This is a genomic window from Deinococcus proteolyticus MRP, assembly GCF_000190555.1.
In the GTDB taxonomy this organism is placed as follows: Bacteria; Deinococcota; Deinococci; order Deinococcales; family Deinococcaceae; genus Deinococcus; species Deinococcus proteolyticus.
Window position 1 is genome coordinate 1,257,098 of record NC_015161.1, and the last position, 20,308, is coordinate 1,277,405.

The following is a 20,308-nucleotide window of genomic DNA, read 5'->3' on the forward strand; positions in this document are numbered from 1 at the left end:
ATGACCGTGGTGGGAACCGGACAGGTCCGGGGCGCGTAATGGACAGCGATGAACTTCAATTTCTCTTTGTCCAAGTCGGGTTCTTTGCCCGCTGGAGTCTCGCGGCCCACATGGGTGGTGGTGGACCTGCGCGGCGAGTATCCGGCCCGCCAGCCGCAGCAGCCGCTGCGGGCCATGCTCAACCGCGCCAAAACCCTTGAAGCGCTGGAAGAACGCCTGGACCGACTGGCCCGCGCCGAGTGGCTGCATGGCGTGCTGGTCCGCTTCGGTGAACTGAAGCTCTCGGCGGCGGCGGCGCGGGCCATCCAGGGCATGCTCTCGCGGCTGGCGGCCGAAAAGCGGGTGGTGGCGTACCTACCGCAGGTGAACATGACCACCCTGTTGGCGGCCAGCGGCGCCAGCGAACTCGTCGCCCCCGAGTCCGCCGAAATGGGGCTGCACGGTTTCGGCCTGGAGCAGCTGTACCTGGGCGACTTTCTGAAAAAGCACGGCATCGGCTTTGAAAATCTGCGTATCCGTGAGTACAAGTCGGCCCTGACCCCCTTCAGTGACAGCGAGATGGACGGCGCCAACCGCGAGCAGCTGCAGGATTATCTGGACAGCTGCGAGAACGCCTGGGTGCAGGACGTGGCTCAGGGGCGCGGCCTGAGCGAAGCGCAGGTACGCGGCTGGATTGAGGGCGGCGTGACGGGCGCCCGGCAGGCTCTAGAAGCAGGCATCCTGACCGGCGTAGCCTACGAGGATGAGCTGCTCGGGCCGGCCTCACAACCGCTTGAGGCCGTGCTGAACCTGCTGCTGCCTGTCCGGGCTTCCAGCAAGGCTGGCCGGGTGGCGGTGGTCAGTGTGGAAGGCAACATCGTGACCGGGCCAAGCCGGCACAACCCGCTGCCCCTGCCGCTGACCGGTGGCCCCAGCGCCGGCTCGGACACGGTCGTGGCGGCGCTGCGCCATGCCAAGGAAGACAGGACGACGGCGGCCATTGTGCTGTACGTAAATTCGGGCGGCGGCTCGGCGCTCGCCTCGGACCTGATCTGGCGCGAGGTACAGACCAGCGAAAAGCCGGTGGTGGCCGTGATGGGCGCCTTTGCAGCGTCGGGCGGCTACTATGTGCTGGCGGCCGCCGACCGGGTCATTGCCAGTCCCTACAGCATGACCGGCAGCATCGGCGTGGTGGCCGGCCGGCCGATTACCGAGGAGTTCAACCGCCGCCACGGCCTGAACCCCGAGCAGCTGGGCCGTGAAGAAGCGCTGATGTTCCACTCCAGCCATCCACTGACCGAGCGGCAGCGCGACTATCTGCGCCGCGCCATTGCCGAGACCTACGCCCGCTTCGTGGACCGGGTGGCCCAGGGCCGGGGCCTGAGCACCGAGCAGGTGGACGAGCTGGGCCGGGGGCGCATCTGGTCCGGCGCGGACGCCCTGGAGCGCGGCCTGGTCGATGAGTTGGGCGACCTGCACACCGCTGTGCAGCGCGCCAAGGAACTGACTGGCCTGCCCTACAGCGCACCTGTCTGGAACGCCGGTCCCAAAAACCGCCTGCCCCTGCTGCCCGAATTCGCCCGCGAGGCGCAGGACGCCGCGCAGCTGAAGCTCTGGCCCTTTGGGGACGAAGCCACACTGCTCCTGAGCAGCGGCGAGCTGCGGCTGCGCTAAGAGCCGGCGGCACAAGAAAAAAACCCCCGCACCTTGTCAGAAGATGCGGGGGCTTATCTGGTCGAGGCGAGAGGATTCGAACCTCCGACCCCTTCGTCCCGAACGAAGTGCGCTACCAGGCTGCGCTACGCCTCGAAACCGGACCCCAGTGTATGCTTCCGGGCACGGACGGTCAAGAGTAAAGCGGGGGACGCGCCCCACCCCTTCAGGAGCCGCCCCGCCCCCAGCCCCCCCCAGACCGCCCAAACGTGGAGCGCCCGAAGGAGGAAGCGCGGGCCGGACGCTCCGGCTCGGGCAGCTCGCCGGCCACCTCATCCAGCAGACGGCGAATCACATCGGAAGGGTAGCCCCGGCGGGTCAGCCAGGCGTAGGCACTGGCACGCGGGTTCTTCTTGCGGGCAAAGCCCGGCAGGCGGCGTGCCAGCTGCTCACGGGCGTCCTGCTCCTCGGCGCCGGGGTCGCGGGCCTCCAGCACTTCGGCAATCAGTTCTTCGTCCAGGCCACGCTGCTTGAGTTTCTGGCGCACGCGGTAACTGCCTACGCCCCGGCGGCGGGCCTCGCCCTCGGCGACCGTTTCATCGTTCTGGTATCCCAGCTCCTTGACCCGGTCCAGCACATGCCGAATCAGCTCCGGCCGGTCACTGCGTTTTTGCAGCCGGGTCTGCAACTCGGCCTCGCTCAGCGCCCGGCGCGACAGGGCGGCGAAAGCGTAGCCCAGCAGCCGCTCGCGGGCGGCTTCCCACTCGGGGGTGTCGGGCTGCAGCGTGGCGGCAGGTTCAGCGTCAGGACCGGTCATAGGCTCAGTCTGAAGCCTTGCGGCAGGCCAGCGCAAACGCTACACTGCCGAGGTTGCCTATCCACTGCCCAAGCGGGGGTGGGCAGCGCAGGCACGGCCGACAGGCGGCCTGCTGTGCGCCGCAGTCCCAACACACTCGGCGTTCGTGTTTCCGCCCCCCCCAGCTGGACCGGGGCCTGGAGACCGCCCCGCGCTGAATGCGGGAGAAAGAGAGAACCCACATGGCACTACGTCACCCCTCCGCCCAGAAGCGTCACCGCCAGAGCCTCAAGCGCCGTATGCGCAACCGCTCCAAGAAGAGCACCATCAAGACCTTCAGCAAGAAGGCCCTGATGGCCGTGCAGGAAGGCGGCAACGTCGCCGAGCTGCAGCAGAAGGCCGAAAGCCTGATTGACAAGGCCGCCAAGGGCAGCACCCTGCACAAGAACGCCGCTGCCCGCAAGAAGAGCCGCCTGGCCAAAGCCATCAACAAGGCCAAGGCTGCCGCCGAAGCCCAGCAGTAAGCTGCGGCGCCGGCCCCCGGGCTACCTGCCCCTGGGCTAAAGGCGTTCCAAGAAGCGTCCCCCCGGGGGCGCTTTTTTTGGTTCGTGCCCAGCTTTCTGGTTGCGTTTCCGGTTGCGCGGCTGGGGGTTCCCTCTGCTACGCTGAAGCCTATGAGTGTGCATTTGAGCGCCGAAAAAGGCCAGATTGCCGAAACCGTCCTGCTGCCGGGCGACCCTCTGCGGGCCCAGTACATCGCCGAGACGTTCCTGGAAAACCCCGTGCAGCACAACACTGTGCGCGGCATGCTGGGCTTCACCGGCACCTACAAGGGCCGCCCGGTCAGCGTGCAGGGCACCGGCATGGGTATTCCCAGCGCCATGATTTACATCAATGAGCTGATTGAGTTCTATGGCTGCAAGAAACTGATTCGCGTGGGCTCCTGCGGCAGCTACCAAGAAAGCGTGCATATCCGTGACCTGGTGCTGGCCCAGGCCGCCTGCACCGATTCCAACATCAACAACCTGCGTTTCGGCACGGCCAACTTTGCTCCTATTGCCGATTTCAGCCTGCTGATGCGCGCCTACCAAATCGCCACCGAGCGCGGCTTCACCGCCCACGTGGGCAACATCCTCAGCAGCGATACCTTTTACACCGACGACCCCAAGGAATACGAGCGCTGGGCCCGTTTCGGCGTGCTGGCGGTAGAGATGGAAGCCGCCGGCCTGTACACCCTGGCTGCCAAGTACGGCGTGAAGGCCCTGGGCATCATGACGGTCAGCGACCACCTGATTACACGCGAGGAAACCACCGCCGAGGAGCGCCAGCTCACCTTCAACCAGATGATTGAAGTGGCCCTGGACGCTGCGCTGGACGTGGAATAACACCAGCGGACCTGAGGAACAAGACCAACCTCAGGCCCGTGCCAACCAGGACCGCGCCTCTGCTTCTGTATCACACAGGGCAAAGGTGCGGCCCTTTTTGGTTTCGGCGGCAAATTGCCTGAAGGCCTGCGACCAGCTTGTGTCAGGCGAAATAACCACAGCCACCTGCAGGCCGTGGTTGGTCAGCTTTTGCAGCACATCGCCTGCTACGCCGCTGGACAGGTCGAAAAAGGCCGGCGGCAAGGCCGAGCTGTCCAGCAGAAACGCTGCGGTGTCTGCCTCGTAGCTGAGGCTCACCAGCGCCAGAGCCTCTGCCCCAGAGCCGAGGCAAACCGCAGGGCCGGTGAGATAAGGGGCCTCGCTCATTGCCTTCTCAACCGCGCCATATAAAAGCCGTCCAGTCCGTCCAGCGGCACAGTAAAGACACCGACCTCGGCGGGGAGGGTAGGCACGCCCAGGTCGGGCAGCGGTTCGGCGCTGAAATCGGGGTGGGAGGCCAGGAAGGCCTGCACACGCTGCGGGCCCTCCTGCGGGAAAACCGAGCAGACCGAGTACACCAGCAGTCCACCGGCTTCCACCAGCGCGGCGGCGTTGTCCAGCAGCTGGGCTTGCAGCTCTGCCATCTCCCCCACTGCCTGTGGAGTCAGGCGGGCTTTGATTTCCGGGTGGGCACGCAGGGTGCCGCTGCCGGTGCAGGGAGCGTCCAGCAGCACCAGCGAAGCCGGAGCCGCGTCCAGCGGGCGGGTCAGGTCATGGGTGATCAGCCGGGCGCGGGCATGCAGGCGCTTGAGGTTGCTGCGGGCCGCCGCATGCTTGTGCGGTTGCAGCTCTACGCTGGTCACGTCCGCTCCAGCCAGGGCTAGCAGGGCGGCTTTGATGCCCGCTCCCCCGGCAAGGTCGTAGACCTTCTGCCCCCGTACCTCTCCCAGGGCCGTGACCACCGCCGCGCTGGCGGGGTTCACTGGCTGGGCCTGACCCTGGCGGTAGGCGGCAGTCTGGCGCAGTGGGCGGTCCAGGGTGACGGCATCTATTCCGGCCACGGTGCGCTCAATCAGGCTGCCCTCGCTTTCCAGCAGGTCTGGTCCCTGTTGGCCCAGGTGCAGCCACAGTGGCTGCGGTTCCAGCAGGCTTTCCATGACATCAGCGGCCTGCTCGCCGTACACCCGGCCCAGCTCCTCTGCCAACCAGGCAGGCAGCGCGTAGCGGGCCTCGGGAGTGTCCTCCTGCGGCGCCTGCACCCGGCGCAGAACGGCATTGACCAGACCGGGCGGAGCGAAGCGCGACTCGCGGGCCAGCGACACGTACTCGTTGACCACAGCGTGCTCGGGCGTACCCAGATACAGTTTCTCGAACGCGCCGGCCAGCAGCAAGGCCCAGGCTTTGGGAGCCGTCTTGCCGCGCAGCAGCGGATTCAGCGCCAGCCGCAGGGCCGGGGCGCGGCGCAGGGTGCCGTACACGATGTGGGTGGCCAGGCCAGCGTCACGCGCCGGGAGCCCGGCCGAGGCGAGCGAGGCGTCCAGCGCCGGGGCGGCGTAGCTGTCGCCGCTCAAGACGCGGTGAAGGACCCGCACCGCCAGAGCGCGGCCAGGGTTCAGCGTACTTTTGGCGGGTCCGCTCATGCCGGCGCTCCGGCTTCAGGCTGCACGTTGTTGGGGAAGGGTGGGCGCACAAGGGCCGTGACAGCCAGCAACGCCAGCAGCAGCCCCCCCGAGAAGTAGTACGGCGCATGCCAGCTCACATGCTGATACAGTGCCGTGCCGACCAGTGGGCCGGCCATACGGCCCAGGGCCAGCGCACTGGAGTTCAGGCCCGCCACCGCGCCCTGGCCGTCGCGCCCCGCACTTAGCGACAGCGCCGTGCTGAGGCTGGGACCCAGCACCGCCGTACCGACACCGACCACACACAGCGCCGCCGTAATGGCCCAGAAGCTGCCCATCAGGGGAATCAGCAGCATACCGAGACCCATCACCAGCATGCCGGCGGGAATCAGGCGGCTGAGCGGGACCGTCTTGCCCAGCCGGCGCATGGCCCCGCCCTGCACGGCGGCCGACAGCAGGCCGAAAAAGGCCAGCATCATTCCCACAGTCTTGGCGGTCTGCTGCGGGTCCAGGTGCATCACGTCGCCCACATAAAAGGCGATGGTCTGCTCCATCAGCACGCTGGCCATGGTGTACAGCGCACTGATGACCAAAAAGGCTATCACTCCCTGCGACGACAGCAGCTGACGGCGGGCCGCGCCGGCGTCTTCCCGGCTGGCCGCCGTGCGGTCGGCGGCGTGGCGCGTCTCGGGGAGCGTGAAGTAGGCAGCCACGGCCGTCAGCAGCCCCAGGGCCGCACTGAAATACACCGGCGCCACCAGCCCGAAGCCCGACAGGAACCCGCCCAGCGCCGGCCCGAAGACCACGCCCAGGCCGAACGCGGCGCCAATCAGACCCATCGCGCCGGCCCGGTCGGCTTCGCTGCTGAGGTCGGCCATCATCGCCTGCGCCGTGGGCAGGGTGGCGCTGGACAGCATGCCGCCAAGCAGGCGTGACGCCACCAGCAGCCCGAACAGCAGCGTGCCGCCCAGTGCCCCATTCATGCCCATGGTGGCAAACAGGCCGAACAGCCCGAAACTGAGCGCGAAGCCCACCAGGCCCAGCAGCAGGACCGACTTGCGGCCCTGCCGCTCGGAGCGTGCCCCCCAGAACGTGGAGAATACCAGCTGCATCAGCGAGTAGGCGGTGGAAAACCAGCCGGCCTGCACAGCACTCAGGCCCAGCTCGCGGCTGAGCGGTGCAATGATAGGAAACAGCACGCTGAGGCCCAACATGGCCGTAAAAATGGTGAAGAAGAGAATGAGTTTCGCCCGTTTGGTGGTTTCGGGCGAAGGAGCAGGAGCAGTCATGCACAGAGTGTAGCACCGGCCACTGACCGCACGGTCAGGAAATGACGCCCCCAGACGGCCAGGGCAAAGCCACTTCACGCAAATTCAAACAGAAGCGGGCCGGCTCCAGCGCGGAGCGGCCCACTCGAGCGGTGCGGAGCAGCAGGTTCAGCCCCGCACCGCTCCCAGCTCATCCAGCACCCGGCCGATGCCCGCCGCGTCCATACCGGCGCGGGCATACACGCTTTCGGGCTTGGCGTGCTCCTGAAACTGGTCGGGAATGCCCAAGATATGCACGGGTACGCTCAGGCCCCAGCGGCTGAGAGTTTCCAGCACCGCGCTGCCGAAACCACCTACCACAGTGTTGTCTTCTACGGTCACGATGGCGCGGGCCGAGCCGGCAATCTGGCGCAACATGAACTCGTCAAGCGGCTTGACGAAGCGGGCGTTCACCACGCCTACGCCGGGGCGGCCCTGTGCCGCCGCCAGAGCATCTGCCAGCGGTTTGCCGGTCGCCAGAATCACCACATCGTCGCCGGCTTTCATGCGCTCCCAGGTGCCCCACTCTATGCTTGGCCACTCGCCCGCCGGCAGCTGGTCGGTGTTGCCGCGTGGGTAGCGAATCGCCACCGGGCCGCCCACCCGCGCCGCGCCCCTGAGCATGGCCCGCAGCTCACGGGTGTCACGCGGCTGGGCAATCTGCACGTTTGGAATAGAGCGCAGGAAGCTGAGGTCGAATACGCCGTTGTGCGTGGCCCCGTCCGCCCCCACGATGCCGCCCCGGTCCACTGCGAAAATCACGTTCAGGTTCTCGATGGCTACGTCGTGCAGCACCTGGTCGTAGGCCCGCTGCAAGAAGGTGGAATAAATCGCCACGATGGGCTTGATGCCGCGCAGGGCCATGCCCGCCGCCGTGGTGACAGCCACGTCTTCGGCAATGCCCACGTCCAGATAGCGCTTAGGGTGAGTCTGGCTGTACTGCACCAGGCCGCTGCCCTCACGCATGGCCGGCGTGATGACATAAATGTCCGGGTCTTCGGCGGCCCACTCGGTCACGGCGTCCCCGAAGGCACTGCTCCAACTGTAGGCATTGCTCGGTGTGAATTCCCCAGTGGCCGGGTCGAACTTGGCCGGGCCGTGCCACTTGATGGGGTCGTCCTCGGCGTAACTGAGGCCCTTGCCCTTGCGGGTCACCACATGCAAGATGGTCGGGCCGTCCAGCTCCTTCAGTTTTTCCAGCAGCCAGACCAGCTCGGTCACGTTGTGCCCGTCTACTGGCCCGACGTAGCGCAGCCCCATCGCCGCGAACGGGTTGGCGCTGTGTGGGTCGAAGAAATGCCGCGTCGAGTGCTTGGCCCGGCTGACAATGTCCGCCAGCGGCTTGCTGACCGCCTTGACCGCCTTGCGGCCTACATCCTCGCCCTCGCGCACCAGCGGATGCACCTGGAGACTCCGCATGAAACGGTTGATGCCGCCCACATTCTCCGAGATGCTCATCTCGTTGTCGTTCAGCACGATCAGCATGCGGGGGCCGAGGTCCCCGATGGTGTTGAGCGCGGCCAGCGCCATGCCCCCGGTCAGCGAACCGTCGCCAATCACGGCGGCCACCTCGTAGTCCTCGCCGCGGGCGTCGCGGGCCAGCGCCATGCCCAGCGCGTTGGCCAGGCTGGTGGAAGCGTGCCCCACCGTGATGGCGTCGTGCTCGCTCTCGGTGACTTTGGTAAAGCCGCTCAGGCCCCCTTCCTGCTTCACAGTGGGCATCTGGTCGCGGCGGCCGGTCAGCATCTTGTGGGCGTAGGCCTGGTGGCCTACATCGAACAGGATGCGGTCACGCGGCGAGTTCAGCACGTAATGCAGCGCCACAATCACGTCGGTGGCGCCCAGGCTGGACGCCAGGTGCAGCCCACCCACCGAGCAGACCCGCACGATTTCCTCGCGCAGTTCGGCACTCAGGGCCGGCAGCTGCTGCCGGGGCAGACGCTTGAGGTCGGCGGGGCTGTGAATCCGGTCCAGCAGTGGCGTGTTTGAGAGCCCAGCCTCGGTAGGGCCGCTCATGGCCGGACCTGCGGGCGGGCATAGTTCTGCCCGGTCAGCAGCAGGTCTTCGTAGGTGCGGACCTCACCGATGTAGGGCGCGTAATACATCTGCTGCACGGCCGGAAACAGCCCGCCCAGGTCGTCGGACACGCGCCGGGTAATCACGAACACGTCGTAGCTGCCGCCCGGCACGGCAATCTGCCGGCGGTCCTGGATATCGTAGCGGTAGTTCAGCGTGCCTTCGCGCACCACGCGGTTCTTTTCGGTGTCCATCACGGTCACGCGGGTCGCACCTTGCCAGGCACCGCCCACCCGCAACTCCGCTTGGGCAGGCAGCTCACGCCAGGCCGGCTCCAGGTTGACCAGCACACCCGGCTTGGTAAAGCCCAGCAGGTTCACGCCGTCTCCACCGACCTGCCGGAACCAGGTCTGCTCGGCGCCGCGCCCCGTCAGCGAAAAGGCACTGACCGTCTGACCCTTGAAAATGGTTGGCCCCAGCGAGCGCAGCACATAGGGGGTACGGTCAGCCGGCTCGCCCTGGGGCAGATAGGTCCAGGCCAGCCCCGGCTGCGAGGGATAAAAGGACACCCGGTCCACACTGGGAGTGGCCCGGACCTCGGGAGCAGCGGTCTGCGCAGGGGCACAGGCCACCAGGCTGCCGCCCAGCAGCGCCAGCCCCAGCAAAGTGGTGAAACGCATCATGCGTTCTAGGGTAAATCATTCCTGCAGGCGGCACCGTGGCCTGGAGTCCCTGTAGGGCGGGCCGGGCCTATCACCCATGCCCAGAAAATGTCCGGTCGCCGGCAGGGCCACAGAGAAAGGACGGAAATGCCAGCGGCACCTCCGTCCTAGGATTGAGCTTGCAGGCAGTGCAGCTCAGGACTGCTTGCTGTCGGCAACCTTGCGCTTGAGCGCTTCCATCGCGTCGTCCAGCTCGCGGTCGCGGCCCAGGTTGGCCAGCTGCGCGTCGATGTCGTTCTCGGTACGCAGCTCGGTCATGGCCTGGTTGGTGTCTTCCATGCCCTGCACGCGGCGCTCCATTTCCTCGAAGGCGTCCATCGCACCGCCGGCCTGGTCGAAGCCGCTGACGCGCTCCAGGGTGGCGCCGGCCTGCGCCGTGCTCTGACGGGCAGCCAGCAGCGACTTCTTGGATTCCATCTCGTCAATCTTGGCTTCCAGGGCGCGCAGCTGGGTCTTCAGGCGGTCCACGATGGCGGTCTGGTTGCCGGCCTGCTCGTGGAAGCCGGCGGCCAGGTCCTTGTGGTTCTGGGCTCGGCGCAGGGCTTCGCGGGCCAGGTCCTCGCTGCCCGCACGCAGGGCTTCTTCGGCCTTGCGGTTGTACTCCTCGGACAGGGTTTCGTTGGTCTTGGCTTCGCGCTCCAGCTTGGTGCTCTGGCTCATGGCCTCGGCCACTTCGCGGCGGGCGTCGGTGTAGGCGGCGCGCATATCGCGCAGGGCCTGCTCGATAATCAGGCTGGGATCTTCCGCCTTGGAAATCATGTCGTTCACGTTGGCTCGGATCAGTCGGCTCAGTCGGTCAAAGATGCTCATGGGTATTCCTCCTTGCGCCTACTATTACGTAGTGCACCGGGACAGAGTTTCTGTCCAAAGGTGCCCCTAACCCGCCATGAAGGTCTGTTCAAATCTGGCCTCATGCACTCCCCGCCGCAAGCTGCTTCAGAGTCGGCGCGGCGTAACGCCCACGCTGGTGCGGCCACAGGCCACGGTCAGTGCCCCTTCGGTGGGACTCAGCACGCAGCCGATGGTCCGCAGCACACTGGCGGGAATGTACAGCTCGCTTCCCTGAATCCGCAGCGGCAAAGGCAGCGGAGTGATGGTTCCTCCCTGAGCCAGTTCCAGAGCGCCCACCTGCACATCGGCAGCGGTCCCGCCCTGGGGCGTCAGGCGGTAGTTCTGCCCGCCGAGGTGCTGCACGCGGACCACACCAATCAGGTCAGCGGGGGTCAGGTACAGTTCCACTTCGCCGGGCGTGGTGGGAACTGGCGTAGCGGGAACCGCTGCGGCAGCCGGCTCGGTGTTCAGAATCAGCAGGTGGTCGCCTTCTCCCAGGTCCAGCAGGGCCACATATTCGCTGGCGGCACCGGTCTCAGCGGCCCCAGTCTCAGCGGCGCCGTCTGCCCGCAGCAACAGGTTCAGCAGCGGCCCCTGGGCCTGCCACTGACCCAACACCCGGTCTCCCAGCTGGGCGGCAATGCGGCTTTGCAACTCGGCCCTCTCGCCGCGTGCATACAGGCACACGGCCTGTGCCGGCAGCCGTAAAGAGGGCGGACAGCGGTACAGCCGCCCACCCACCGCGCCCCTCAGCTCTGCCGCCAGCCGGCTGAGGCCGGGGTCGGGCAGGGCCAGCCGCGCACGGGCCTGAGCAGCCTGCTGCGCGGGGGTAGGCACAGCAGCCGCAGCCGGGGCAGAGGCGGCGGCCGTCGGGGGAACCGGAGCCTGCGGGGTCGCCTGCGCGGCGGCGACTGGCAGCAGCGCACACAGGCCCAGAAGAGCGGGGCGAAGCAGCCGGCCGGAGCGGAGAGCTGGGGTGGTCATACACACAGTTTACGGGATGGGGGGCAGCACTCCGGGTTGCCTATCCGAGCAGCACGGAGCGGAGGTCAGATGCACTGCAGCGAATTTCGCAACATCCCACAGAAAGCGCTGTACGCCTCTTCATTCCGTGTAGCAACACGTTTTCCCACTTGCCCAGGCCTCATTGCTGCACCTGTGGTAATTCAACCGCAATCGGTCTCAGGGCAACTGGTATGCCTCGGCAAATAGCTTGAGGTCGGCGTCGTCCACCTGGCGGTCACCGTTCAGGTCACCCCGGCCACTGCCGCCCAAGTTGCTCATCAGCAGGGCAAGGTCGGTCAGGTCCACGGCACCGTCCCCGTTCAGGTCAGCGCCACTGAAACGCAGCCGGGCCGCTTCCGGAGTCCAGGCGTCCAGCTCGAACTCCTGGGCCAGTGCCTGGCGGACCGCCACGTTCAGCGTCAGCGGCCCCTGCGGGTTGATCTCTATGCGCCGCTGTGCGCCCTGGCCCACCGTCCGCACGGCCACATCGGGGTTAAAGGGCACGCCGCTGGAGCTGCCCAGCGTCAGGGCCGGGCCGCCCGTGGTGACCAGCCGCAGCGGCAGCCCCGGCGTAGACAGCTCGGCCAGCGCCTGCTGCACGGCGCGGGTCAGGTCTGGCCCCTGCGGACGCAGGGTCAAGTCGGCAGCCGACGCACTGCCGGCCAGCAACAGAGCGGCCAATCCCAGACCGCGCCGCATCACTGCCCCCTCCCCTGCCCGGCGCTGCGCGCACGCAGCAGCAAGGCGCGGAACTCGTCCACGGTGACCTGTTGGGAAGCTGTGACTGCAGGGGCAGTGACCGGAGGGGCGGTGACTGAAGGAGCAGTGGCCACGGGAGCAGCGGCACTGGGCAGGCCCGGCAGCCCCTCCGGGTCACGGACCGGACCGGTGACAGGTGGAGCGTCCGGAGCGTCGTCGGCCGGTGGGGGCGCCAGCTCGGTCAGGCCCGGCCCCGGCTGCACCAGCTGAGGCTGCTCAGGCGGCGCCCCACTCGCCTGATGCTGTGGTATAGCTCCAGGCACCGGACGCTGAGGCTGAGGCAACAACGGGTTGGCCGGAACCGGCGTGGCTGGAGTCTGAGTGGCCGGCGCACTTTGGCCCGGTAGCTCTACTTTGCCGTCCACCACCGGGTAGTACCCCTGGTTGTAGCCCACCAATGGACTGTCCAGCCGGGCCGTGTACAGCAGGAAAAAAGCGTCCTGCCCGGTGCGCCACTGCGGCAGGTCGCCAGCTTCGGACCAGACGTACAGCGCAGGCTGCTCGGCTTGCCGGGGCAACCTGCCGGCATCACCGGCAACCGTTTCGGTCAGGGTCAGGGGATACACGCGCCAGGTCACGCTGCTTTCGATGACGGTCTGGGGGGTGCCCAGAGAGCCACGCACAATCAGCTCGGCGCGGCGGGCCTGCTGTTCCAGGCTCAGGTCCGGAGCCACCGCCGCCTGCACGGTTCCCAGACTGAGGGCCAGGCCCAGCCAGCCGGCCACTCCCCTCATGGCTTCACCGCCGGCTGGCTGCCGGGACGGGGCGGAAATCCGGCGGGCAATGTGGCCGCCCCACTCGCCGCATCTGCCGGGACCGCAGTCACGCCCGAGGTAGTGGCTGGTGCGGTCGCTGTACCTGAAGCGGCCGGTGCGGTCGCTGTACCCGAAGCAGCTGGTGCAGTTGCTGTGCCCGAGGCAGCTGGTGCGGTTGCCGCGCCCGAAGCGGCTGGTGCAGTTGCCGTGCCCGAAGCGGCCGGCTGCGCCGTCAAGTCCTTGCCGCTGCCGTCCAGCACGCGGAAGCGGAAGCCCTTGGCGTCCAGGGTCAGTGGGCGGGCCGGCTCCACATGGAGCAGAGCCACCTGTTCGCCGGAGCGCGGCACCGCCCGGAAGCCCAGGTCCAGGGTCAGGGTCTGGCCTTTTTGCTCCCACTTGAGCAGGCCGTTGGACGGTCCACCCTGCACCCGCGTGACCCGTGCACCCTGCGGCAGATCCCAGGTCACGCGGGCAGCGCGGGCCGTGCGCGGCGCGGTGATGTTCAGCGGAATGCGGGTGGCTCCACGAATCTCGGCGCGGGGCAATTCGGGACTCAGCTTGAGCGGCGGCAGGTCGCCCACATTCAGGGTGTACTCCTGCGCCTTGCTGCTGAGGTTGGCGTCGCTGGCCTGCAGGGTGAAGCGGAACGTGCCGGTCTTGGCAGGAGTGCCGCTCAGGCGCTGGTTTTTCAGCTCTACACCCTGCGGCAGCTCGCCGCTGGCCAACTTCACACCGTAAGGGCCGGTGCCCCCGCGCAGGTCCAGCGCCGCCTCGTAGGGTTCACCCAGGTAGGCCGCCGGCAGGCTGGACGTGCCGAAGGTCAGCGGGTCGCGGTAGACCCGCCCACTGGTGGCCGAATCTCCGCAGGCCACGAGCAAGGCGGCGGGCAGCAATGCGGCCAGCCAGGGCTGAAGGCGCACGCGGCCAGGCACGGACGGCACAGAGAATAGGGTTGACATGCTTCAGTGTAGCCAACGGCGGCATGAGGAATTTGACACGCTGTCCCGCCGCGCCTGCCCTGCGGAGCAAGACGGGAAGCAGGCTCATCCCACCTCAGGACACTCGCCCCGCCGCACTGGGATGGGCCACCTATACTGCCGGGATGACGCAAACCGACAACCAAGGCCCGGCCGACTACGCGGCCCAGGTTCAGCAGGTGGCCCGGGCCCTGCTGGACCACAGCGGTCCCACCGTGGTGCTGACCCACGAGAACCCGGACGGCGACGCTCTGGGCAGTGTGCTGGGCCTGACCCGGGCCCTGCGGGAACTGGGCCGCGAGGTCTACGCCCCCATGACGTTGCCACGCTACCTGCAGTTTCTGCCCGAAGAGGGCGAGCTGTGTGCACCGCTGACCGAGTGGCCCGCCGGCGCCCTGGCTGCCGTGCTGGACGTGGACAGCAACGACCATGTGCGTGTGGGCGGCGCCGAGATAGCCGCCTTCGGCGGGCCGGTGGTCAACATCGATCACCATGGCACCAACCAGCGCCAGGCAGACACGCTCCTGGTGGACCCTTCGCAGCCGGCCACAGCCCAGATGATGGTGGACGTGCTGGACGCCCTGGAAGTCCAGTGGACCGAGGCGCTGGCTACCCCGCTGCTGCTGGGCCTGATTACCGATACCGGGTCGTTCCAGTTTTCGAGCACCACCCCGCAGACCCTGCGCACCGGAGCGCGGCTGCTGGAATACGGCGCCCGGCTGAACTGGCTGAATGAACAGCGCATGCAGAACTCGCCCACCTATTACATCCTGCTGCGTGAGGTGCTCAACACACTGGAATTCGCCCAGGGTGGTCAGGTGGTGCTGGCCCGCGTGGACGACGCCATGCTGGAGCGGGCCGGCGCCAACTGGGACGAGGTAGACCCCTACGTGGGTATGCTGCGCAACGCCGAGGGTGCCCTGCTGGCCGTGCTGGTCAAGGACTACGGCGACCGGGTCAAGTTCTCGCTGCGCTCCCGCGGGGGCCTGAGCGCCCAGAACATCGCTGTGGCGCTGGGGGGCGGCGGACACGTACCGGCTGCCGGCGCCACGGTCGAGGCCCCCTACGCCGAGGCCCGCGCCCGGCTGGACGCTGCCGTGGCTGCCGAGCTGGAGCGCCTCCGCAGCCAGCCGCAGGACCGGCGCGCATGACCCGCACCTCCCGGCTCCGGCTGAGCGCGTTGCTGCTGGCTCCGTTGCTGGGTGGCTGCCTGGACAGCGGAGGACGGACCCCGGTGGTCAGCGTGACCAATACGGCGCCTGCCATCGCCGGGCCGGTCACGGTGGAGCTGGGCGGCGAAACGCTGGAGTTCGGCCAGCTGCGTTCAGGCGAGAAACGCCGTATCAGTTACCGGCCAGCGCAGGCGTCGGGCGTGGTGGTGCGCTGGCCAGGTTCGGTGACAGCGCTGGACCGCCGCATTGACCCGGCCGACCCCGGCGGCCTGGGCAACGACGTGAATATCCTGCTGACACCACAGGGCGCCGTGCTGGACCCCAAGAAGAACCGCGCTCAGAACTAGAGCGTTCGACGAGCAGGGATTCGTTTTCCCGTTCTTGACGAGCGCAGCCAGTGCGGGAAGCCGGTGCGTCTAGTTTGCGGAGCAGCGGGCGACTTCAGGGTGTGCCCGCAGCCACTGCAGCTCCCGAGGCGGCCACCCCCGAAGCTGCTGGTCCTGAGATCGCGGGTGCCGAGGCGGACGCTGCGGGCAGCACTTTTTTCTGTTCTCCAATAACCTCATCTACCGCCGCATTGATCCAGGCGAAAGCGCGGTAGGTGTTCGGCATGGTGTACCACTCGTTGGCGCCGTGCTGCATAAAGGCATAGACGACGTGGTGCCCGTCTTTGGTTCTGAAGTAGCCGGTGTAGGTCAGCAGACGCCAGCCGTTGCCTCCCTTGCCGTAAAAGGTGGCGATATTGCCCACCTGCCCGGCCTTGAGGCCCGCTTTACCGTAGCCTAGCCGCGCCACCTCGTCCTGCCAGCGTGCAGCGCGTTCGCTGAGGCCGCTGCGCAGGTACTGGTGTGCCAGCAGCGTGGCGAACTCGTAAGGCGTGCTGAGATTGTGGCTGCCCAGGTCGTCGCGTGGTTGGTGGACCTGCTCGAAGTAAGGGTCCAGCTTCGGCACCAGCTCGTAGACGCTGTAGGCTTTGGCCTCGGCGTCCATCCGGGCGGCCAGCTCGGCGCGGCCGGGGGACTGCCACCAGTCCGGGTGCGCCTGATAGGTCTTGCTCAGGCCGGCTTCCATCACCCACCAGGTCTTGGTAGGCAGCATCAAGCGGGTCTGGCACAATCTCAGCTCGTCGGCCACCGCCTGCACGCGCCGCAGGCCCACACGGCGGTGCAGCAGGTCGGTGGCGGTGTTGTCGCTGTTGCGAATCATCCGCTCGGTCAGGGTGCGGACATTGGAATGGTCGAAAGGATACTCGCCCAGGCTCTGGCTGGCGCTGGTGATTTCGAAGCGCTCCTGCGGGGAGAGGCGGCCGGCGTCGAACTCCCGCAGCACCGCCCACAGCACCGCCTGCTTGTAGGTACTGGCAAGTGGAAACACACTGTCGGGGTTGGTGCCCACGGCACGCCGCACCTGCAGGGTGTCCGGGTCCACCTCGGCTACCCACAGGCCCAGCCGCCCGGACAGGGGGTAGGGCGGCGCTGGTGCCTTGGCCACTGTGGGAGCTTTCCCCAGGCAGGCGGACTGCTGCGATGAAGCGTCGCTGGCGGCCCCGACCAGCTGGGACTGAGCAGAGGTGTCCTGCGGCGGCTCGCCGCCCGGCTGGGCCTGAGCCAGCACATCGGCAGACTCGCTGCCCTGCACCGCGTCGTTCCACCACCAGGCGCCGGCGCCGCCCAGACCCAACACGGCGCCCAGCAGCAGCGCCACCCGCTTCAGCCGCATTTCTGCTTTCTGTACGGCCGAACGAAAGGCCAGATGAAGAACAACTGTGGCATTGCTCATAGTCTACCACCCGCCGTCCCCGGGCGTAGACACAACACAGGCCCCCGGCGGAACCGGGAGCCTGTCAGCAGAACTGGAGAAAGACGGAGAGGACTACTTCACTGTCCGCCGGGCTTCCACTTGGGGCGGCCGCTGGGGCCGGTCTCAGCATTGCCGCTCTTCGCCTGTGCGGAAGCAGGATCCACCACTTCCGTGGCCGCCGTCTCCACCGGAGCCTGAGCACTTGGCCCGGCAGGTTCGCTGGCCGGCAGGTCCACCACCACGGGGGCCTCCTGCGGGTCGGCCAGTTCGGCGGGGGTGCCGGTGAGGGTCACGGCCCCAGGAACTGGAGCAGCGGCTGGCGCCGGGGCTACTTGCGCCGGAGCGCCGGGGGTCCAGCGGGGGCGGGTGCCGGTCGCAGCAGGAGCAGGGGCGGGGGCGGGCGCGGCCGGGCCGGACACTTCGGCAGGCACTTCAGGCGGAACCGGAGCGGGACTGACATTGTCCCGGGACGCTGCCGGAGCGGCGCCAGGAGTCCAGGCCTTGCGGGCCGCGGCAGCGGGAGTTTCACCCGGCTGCGCGGCTGGGGCAAGGGCAGCCGCAGCTACGTCATCGCGGGCCGGGGCCGGCTGAGCGGCAGGATTCCAGGCTTTGCGCCCGCTGGCTGTCGGGGCGGGGCTGGGCTGGGCAGCAGAGTTGGCCTGGGTCACAGCGTTGGCCTTGGTGTCAGGGGCAGGCTGGGCAGCAGGCGCGGGCTGGCTGGCGGGAGCAGCCGTCTGACCGCCTGGGTTCCACGCCCTGCGCTGACCCGCAGCGGCAGGCTGCACATCGTCCCTGGTCACCGGAGCTGCGCCGGGGGTCCAAGCTGGGCGGGCGCCGGCAGTGGGAGCAGCGGTCACTTCGTCCTGAGCCGCAGCAGCTGGAGCACTGGCGGCAGCGGCCGGATTCCAGGCTTTGCGCTCGCCGGCGGCCGGGGCCACGTCGTCCCGGGGGGCAGGGGTGGCACCAGGCGCCCAGGCTTTGCGCTCACCGCTGGCGGCAGGCTGCACATCGTCCTTGGCGGCCGGCGCAGCACCCGGAGTCCAGGCCTTGCGTTCGCTGGCGGCCGGGGCCACATCATCCTTGAGCGCAGCGGGGGCGGCAGCTGCGCCAGGTGTCCAGGCTTTGCGCTCACCGGCAGGCGCGGGCTGCACATCATCCTTGGCGGCCTCCCTGACGGCCGGGGCGGCCCCAGGCGTCCAGGCCCGGCGCTCCACCTTCTCGGCGGCAGCAGCCATGGCGGGCACCGGCTGGGCACCAACCACAGCAGGCATCGGCTCCGGCTGGGCGTTCTCCACCTGAGCGGTGGTCACGGCCGTCACCTCTTCTTCGCCCACCGAGTTGCGGACCTCGCCTTCCGCTTCGGGCAGGTGGGTGTTGGGAGCCTCGGCCTGACCGGCAGGCGCCACCGGGGCTTCGGGCTGCACCCACTCACCCTGGGCACGCTGCACGCTTTCCAGCATCAGCTCGGCCACATCCTTGACCACGATGTCCTCGGCGGCTGCCTTGGCGGGCGTGGAGTTCATCATGGATTTGCAGAAGGGGCAACCCACCGCCAGCACTTTGCCTTCCTTAGAGGCGTCCAGGCGAGCCTGGATTTCCTTGAAGCGGTTGTCGCTGATACGCTCGCTGCCCTCTTCTTCTTCCTTCCAGAACTGCGCCCCGCCCGCGCCGCAGCAAAAGCTCTGCTCGCGGGTGCGCTCCAGCTCCAGCACCTGTCCGGCCATGCGGGTAATCAGGGACCGGGGAGCGTCATACACGCCGTTGTGGCGGCCCAGGTAGCAGGGGTCGTGGTAGGTGACCGAGTCGCTCAGCTGCGCGGTCGGCAGTTGTCCGGCCTGCACCAGCCGTTCGAGGTACTCGGTGTGGTGCATCACCTGATAGTCGCCGCCGATTTGCTTGTATTCCTGCCCAATCATGTTCATGCAGTGGGGGCAAGTCGCCACAATCAGCTTGGGGCGCACCGCATTGAGCGTTTCCACGTTCTCCTGCGCCAGTTGCAGGTACAGGAACTCGTTGCCGGCACGGCGGGCGCTGTCGCCGGTGCAGGCTTCCTTCTTGCCCAGCACGGCGTAGTTCACGCCGGCCTTGTCCAGCAGCTGCACGAAGCTGCGGGCCACCTTCTGGGCGCCGGGGTCGTAGCTGGCGGCGCAGCCCACCCAGTACAGCACGTCGGGTTCGGGGTTCTCGTCTATGGTGGGCACCTTGAGGCCCTCGGCCCACTCCATGCGCTTGTCGCGGGAGATGCCCCAGGGATTGCTGGCGCGCTCCATGCCACGGAAGGCGGTTTGCAGCTGCGGGGGGAACTCGCCCTGCACCATCACCAGGTTGCGGCGAATGTCCACGATGTCCAGCATTTGTTCGTCCTGCACGGGGCACACCTGCATGCAGGCCCCGCAGGTGGTGCAGCCCCACACCGCTTCCTCGCTGATGGCGTATTCCAGCAGCGGGCGGGCGGTAGAAGCGCCGTCCTCGAAGGCGGCTTTTTTCAGCGTAAAGGGGCTGGCGTGGGTGCCCAGCATGTTCAGTTCCATGCGCTTGTTGATTTCCAGCGCGGCGGGCGAGAGCGCTTTGCCGGTGGCGTTGGCCGGGCACACGTCCTGGCAGCGGTTGCACTGGATACAGGCGTAGGCGTCCAGCAGCCGGGGCCATTCGAGGTCCTCCAGCTTCTGTGCGCCCAGCTTGGGCTCTTCTTGCTCCATCGCCTCTTCGATACCGGGCATCGGTGGCAGCACGCCGGAATTCACCGGGCGCTTAAGGGCGTAGTTGAGCGGCGCTCCTACAAAGTGAAAGTGCTTGGAGTACGGGAAGTACACCATGAACGCCAGAATGCTGCCCAGCGCTCCCCAGAACCCGAAAATCCACCAGTTCATCTGCGCGGCTTCGCTCAGGCCGCCGAACAGCGCACTGCCGATGGCGCTGGCAAACGGCTGCCAGGGGTCGCCGCCTTCCATCGCCATCTTGCTGCTCTGGGCAATCAGGCGGCTGCCCACGTGGAAAATGATGAAGCTGGCCACGATGATGGAGTCGCGCCGGATATAACCGTCCTTGACCCAGTCGTGAATCAGCGTCTTTTCGCTGAACTTGAAGTCGCGCTTGCTCTGCGTGAAAAAGCGGCGGACGACCAGCCCAAGCACGCCCAGAATCACCGAGGCGCTGAGCAGGTCGGCCAGCAGGTTGTAGGCGATGCCGAAGGGGTTGTCGGAGTGGATGGCAAAGTGGAAAAAGCCTTCCAGCAGGTCCACCACATTCACCAGCAGGTAGTACACGAACCCGTAGAACACCATCGAGTGCAGCACGCCGATGACCGGGCGCTTGCGGAACACGCGCTCCTGCGTGAGCGAGGTGGTGATGGCGTAGCCGATGCGGCCCGGCAAATTGTCGAAGCGGGCTTCGGTGGCGGGGGCGCCACGGTACACGCGCAGATACAGGCGGTAAAAGCCCCACACCACGAAGACGCCCGTGATCAGGGCATAGACAGCGAAGAGAATCTTGTGCAGGTCAGGTAACAAAGCAGGGAACCTCCGGAAAAAAACGGCTTGGGGGCTGACGGTGG

The 20,308-nt window shown here is 67.5% G+C and carries 18 protein-coding genes and 1 tRNA gene; 5 read left to right on the forward strand and 14 right to left on the reverse strand.

Annotation, left to right across the window (positions count from 1 at the left end):
- Nucleotides 1–48 precede the first annotated feature (48 nt).
- Complete coding sequence (locus DEIPR_RS06005; protein WP_013614947.1) at nucleotides 49–1,653, forward strand: S49 family peptidase; 1,605 nt, start codon at nucleotides 49–51, stop codon at nucleotides 1,651–1,653.
- 58 nt (nucleotides 1,654–1,711) lie between these two features.
- Here the strand turns inward: DEIPR_RS06005 and DEIPR_RS06010 are convergent.
- A tRNA-Pro gene (locus DEIPR_RS06010) sits at nucleotides 1,712–1,788 on the reverse strand.
- A gap of 70 nt (nucleotides 1,789–1,858) precedes the next feature.
- The gene (locus DEIPR_RS06015) at nucleotides 1,859–2,449 is read right to left on the reverse strand and encodes a RecX family transcriptional regulator (protein ID WP_013614948.1); all 591 of its coding nucleotides are present in this window, start codon (nucleotides 2,447–2,449) and stop codon (nucleotides 1,859–1,861) included.
- Nucleotides 2,450–2,670: 221 nt separating this feature from the next.
- Between DEIPR_RS06015 and rpsT the strand changes: the two genes are divergently transcribed.
- Together rpsT and deoD are read left to right on the forward strand one after the other, a co-directional pair.
- Complete coding sequence (gene rpsT / locus DEIPR_RS06020) at nucleotides 2,671–2,952, forward strand: 30S ribosomal protein S20 (RefSeq protein ID WP_041221972.1); 282 nt, start codon at nucleotides 2,671–2,673, stop codon at nucleotides 2,950–2,952.
- A 150-nt stretch (nucleotides 2,953–3,102) separates the two neighbouring features.
- A complete protein-coding gene (gene deoD, locus DEIPR_RS06025; RefSeq protein WP_013614950.1) occupies nucleotides 3,103–3,813 on the forward strand; it encodes a purine-nucleoside phosphorylase in 711 nt (236 codons plus the stop codon).
- 30 nt (nucleotides 3,814–3,843) lie between these two features.
- Here the strand turns inward: deoD and DEIPR_RS06030 are convergent, their stop codons facing one another.
- The 10 genes from DEIPR_RS06030 to DEIPR_RS06075 form a co-directional block, all read right to left on the reverse strand.
- Nucleotides 3,844–4,179 (reverse strand): DUF4180 domain-containing protein, encoded by a 336-nt coding sequence (locus DEIPR_RS06030; protein WP_013614951.1) that lies wholly within the window; start codon nucleotides 4,177–4,179, stop codon nucleotides 3,844–3,846.
- Nucleotides 4,176–5,432, reverse strand: a complete 1,257-nt coding sequence (locus DEIPR_RS06035) for an RsmB/NOP family class I SAM-dependent RNA methyltransferase (RefSeq protein ID WP_013614952.1) — start codon at nucleotides 5,430–5,432, stop codon at nucleotides 4,176–4,178. Before DEIPR_RS06035 ends, DEIPR_RS06030 begins: the two co-directional genes overlap by 4 nt.
- Nucleotides 5,429–6,700, reverse strand: a complete 1,272-nt coding sequence (locus DEIPR_RS06040; RefSeq protein ID WP_013614953.1) for an MFS transporter — start codon at nucleotides 6,698–6,700, stop codon at nucleotides 5,429–5,431. The genes DEIPR_RS06035 and DEIPR_RS06040 overlap by 4 nt, the downstream gene beginning before the upstream one ends.
- Nucleotides 6,701–6,847: 147 nt before the next feature.
- Nucleotides 6,848–8,734 carry a 1-deoxy-D-xylulose-5-phosphate synthase gene (gene dxs / locus DEIPR_RS06045; protein ID WP_013614954.1) on the reverse strand — a complete coding sequence of 629 codons (1,887 nt, stop codon included), beginning with the start codon at nucleotides 8,732–8,734 and terminating at the stop codon, nucleotides 6,848–6,850.
- Nucleotides 8,731–9,417, reverse strand: a complete 687-nt coding sequence (locus tag DEIPR_RS06050) for a hypothetical protein (protein WP_013614955.1) — start codon at nucleotides 9,415–9,417, stop codon at nucleotides 8,731–8,733. Before DEIPR_RS06050 ends, dxs begins: the two co-directional genes overlap by 4 nt.
- 174 nt (nucleotides 9,418–9,591) lie before the next feature.
- Nucleotides 9,592–10,266, reverse strand: coding sequence for a PspA/IM30 family protein (locus DEIPR_RS06055; RefSeq protein ID WP_013614956.1), 675 nt, complete (start codon nucleotides 10,264–10,266; stop codon nucleotides 9,592–9,594).
- Between the two features lie 126 nt (nucleotides 10,267–10,392).
- Nucleotides 10,393–11,271, reverse strand: a complete 879-nt coding sequence (locus DEIPR_RS06060) for a hypothetical protein (RefSeq protein WP_013614957.1) — start codon at nucleotides 11,269–11,271, stop codon at nucleotides 10,393–10,395.
- A gap of 198 nt (nucleotides 11,272–11,469) precedes the next feature.
- Entirely contained in the window at nucleotides 11,470–11,991 is a 522-nt protein-coding gene (locus tag DEIPR_RS06065; protein WP_013614958.1) for a hypothetical protein, read from the reverse strand.
- Nucleotides 11,991–12,785 (reverse strand): hypothetical protein, encoded by a 795-nt coding sequence (locus tag DEIPR_RS13905; RefSeq protein WP_013614959.1) that lies wholly within the window; start codon nucleotides 12,783–12,785, stop codon nucleotides 11,991–11,993. Before DEIPR_RS13905 ends, DEIPR_RS06065 begins: the two co-directional genes overlap by 1 nt.
- Nucleotides 12,782–13,765, reverse strand: coding sequence for an Ig domain-containing protein (locus DEIPR_RS06075; protein ID WP_013614960.1), 984 nt, complete (start codon nucleotides 13,763–13,765; stop codon nucleotides 12,782–12,784). The genes DEIPR_RS13905 and DEIPR_RS06075 overlap by 4 nt, the downstream gene beginning before the upstream one ends.
- Before the next feature lie 143 nt (nucleotides 13,766–13,908).
- Here DEIPR_RS06075 and DEIPR_RS06080 point away from each other — a divergent pair, with 143 nt between their 5' ends.
- Both DEIPR_RS06080 and DEIPR_RS06085 read left to right on the forward strand, forming a co-directional pair.
- Nucleotides 13,909–14,934, forward strand: coding sequence for a DHH family phosphoesterase (locus tag DEIPR_RS06080; RefSeq protein ID WP_013614961.1), 1,026 nt, complete (start codon nucleotides 13,909–13,911; stop codon nucleotides 14,932–14,934).
- A complete protein-coding gene (locus DEIPR_RS06085) occupies nucleotides 14,931–15,302 on the forward strand; it encodes a hypothetical protein (protein WP_013614962.1) in 372 nt (123 codons plus the stop codon). Before DEIPR_RS06080 ends, DEIPR_RS06085 begins: the two co-directional genes overlap by 4 nt.
- A 94-nt stretch (nucleotides 15,303–15,396) precedes the next feature.
- Here the strand turns inward: DEIPR_RS06085 and DEIPR_RS06090 are convergent, their stop codons facing one another.
- Nucleotides 15,397–16,674: a serine hydrolase gene (locus DEIPR_RS06090; protein WP_013614963.1), complete on the reverse strand. Its 1,278-nt coding sequence runs from the start codon at nucleotides 16,672–16,674 to the stop codon at nucleotides 15,397–15,399.
- Between the two features lie 158 nt (nucleotides 16,675–16,832).
- Nucleotides 16,833–20,264 (reverse strand): heterodisulfide reductase-related iron-sulfur binding cluster, encoded by a 3,432-nt coding sequence (locus DEIPR_RS06095; RefSeq protein WP_013614964.1) that lies wholly within the window; start codon nucleotides 20,262–20,264, stop codon nucleotides 16,833–16,835.
- Nucleotides 20,265–20,308 lie beyond the last annotated feature (44 nt).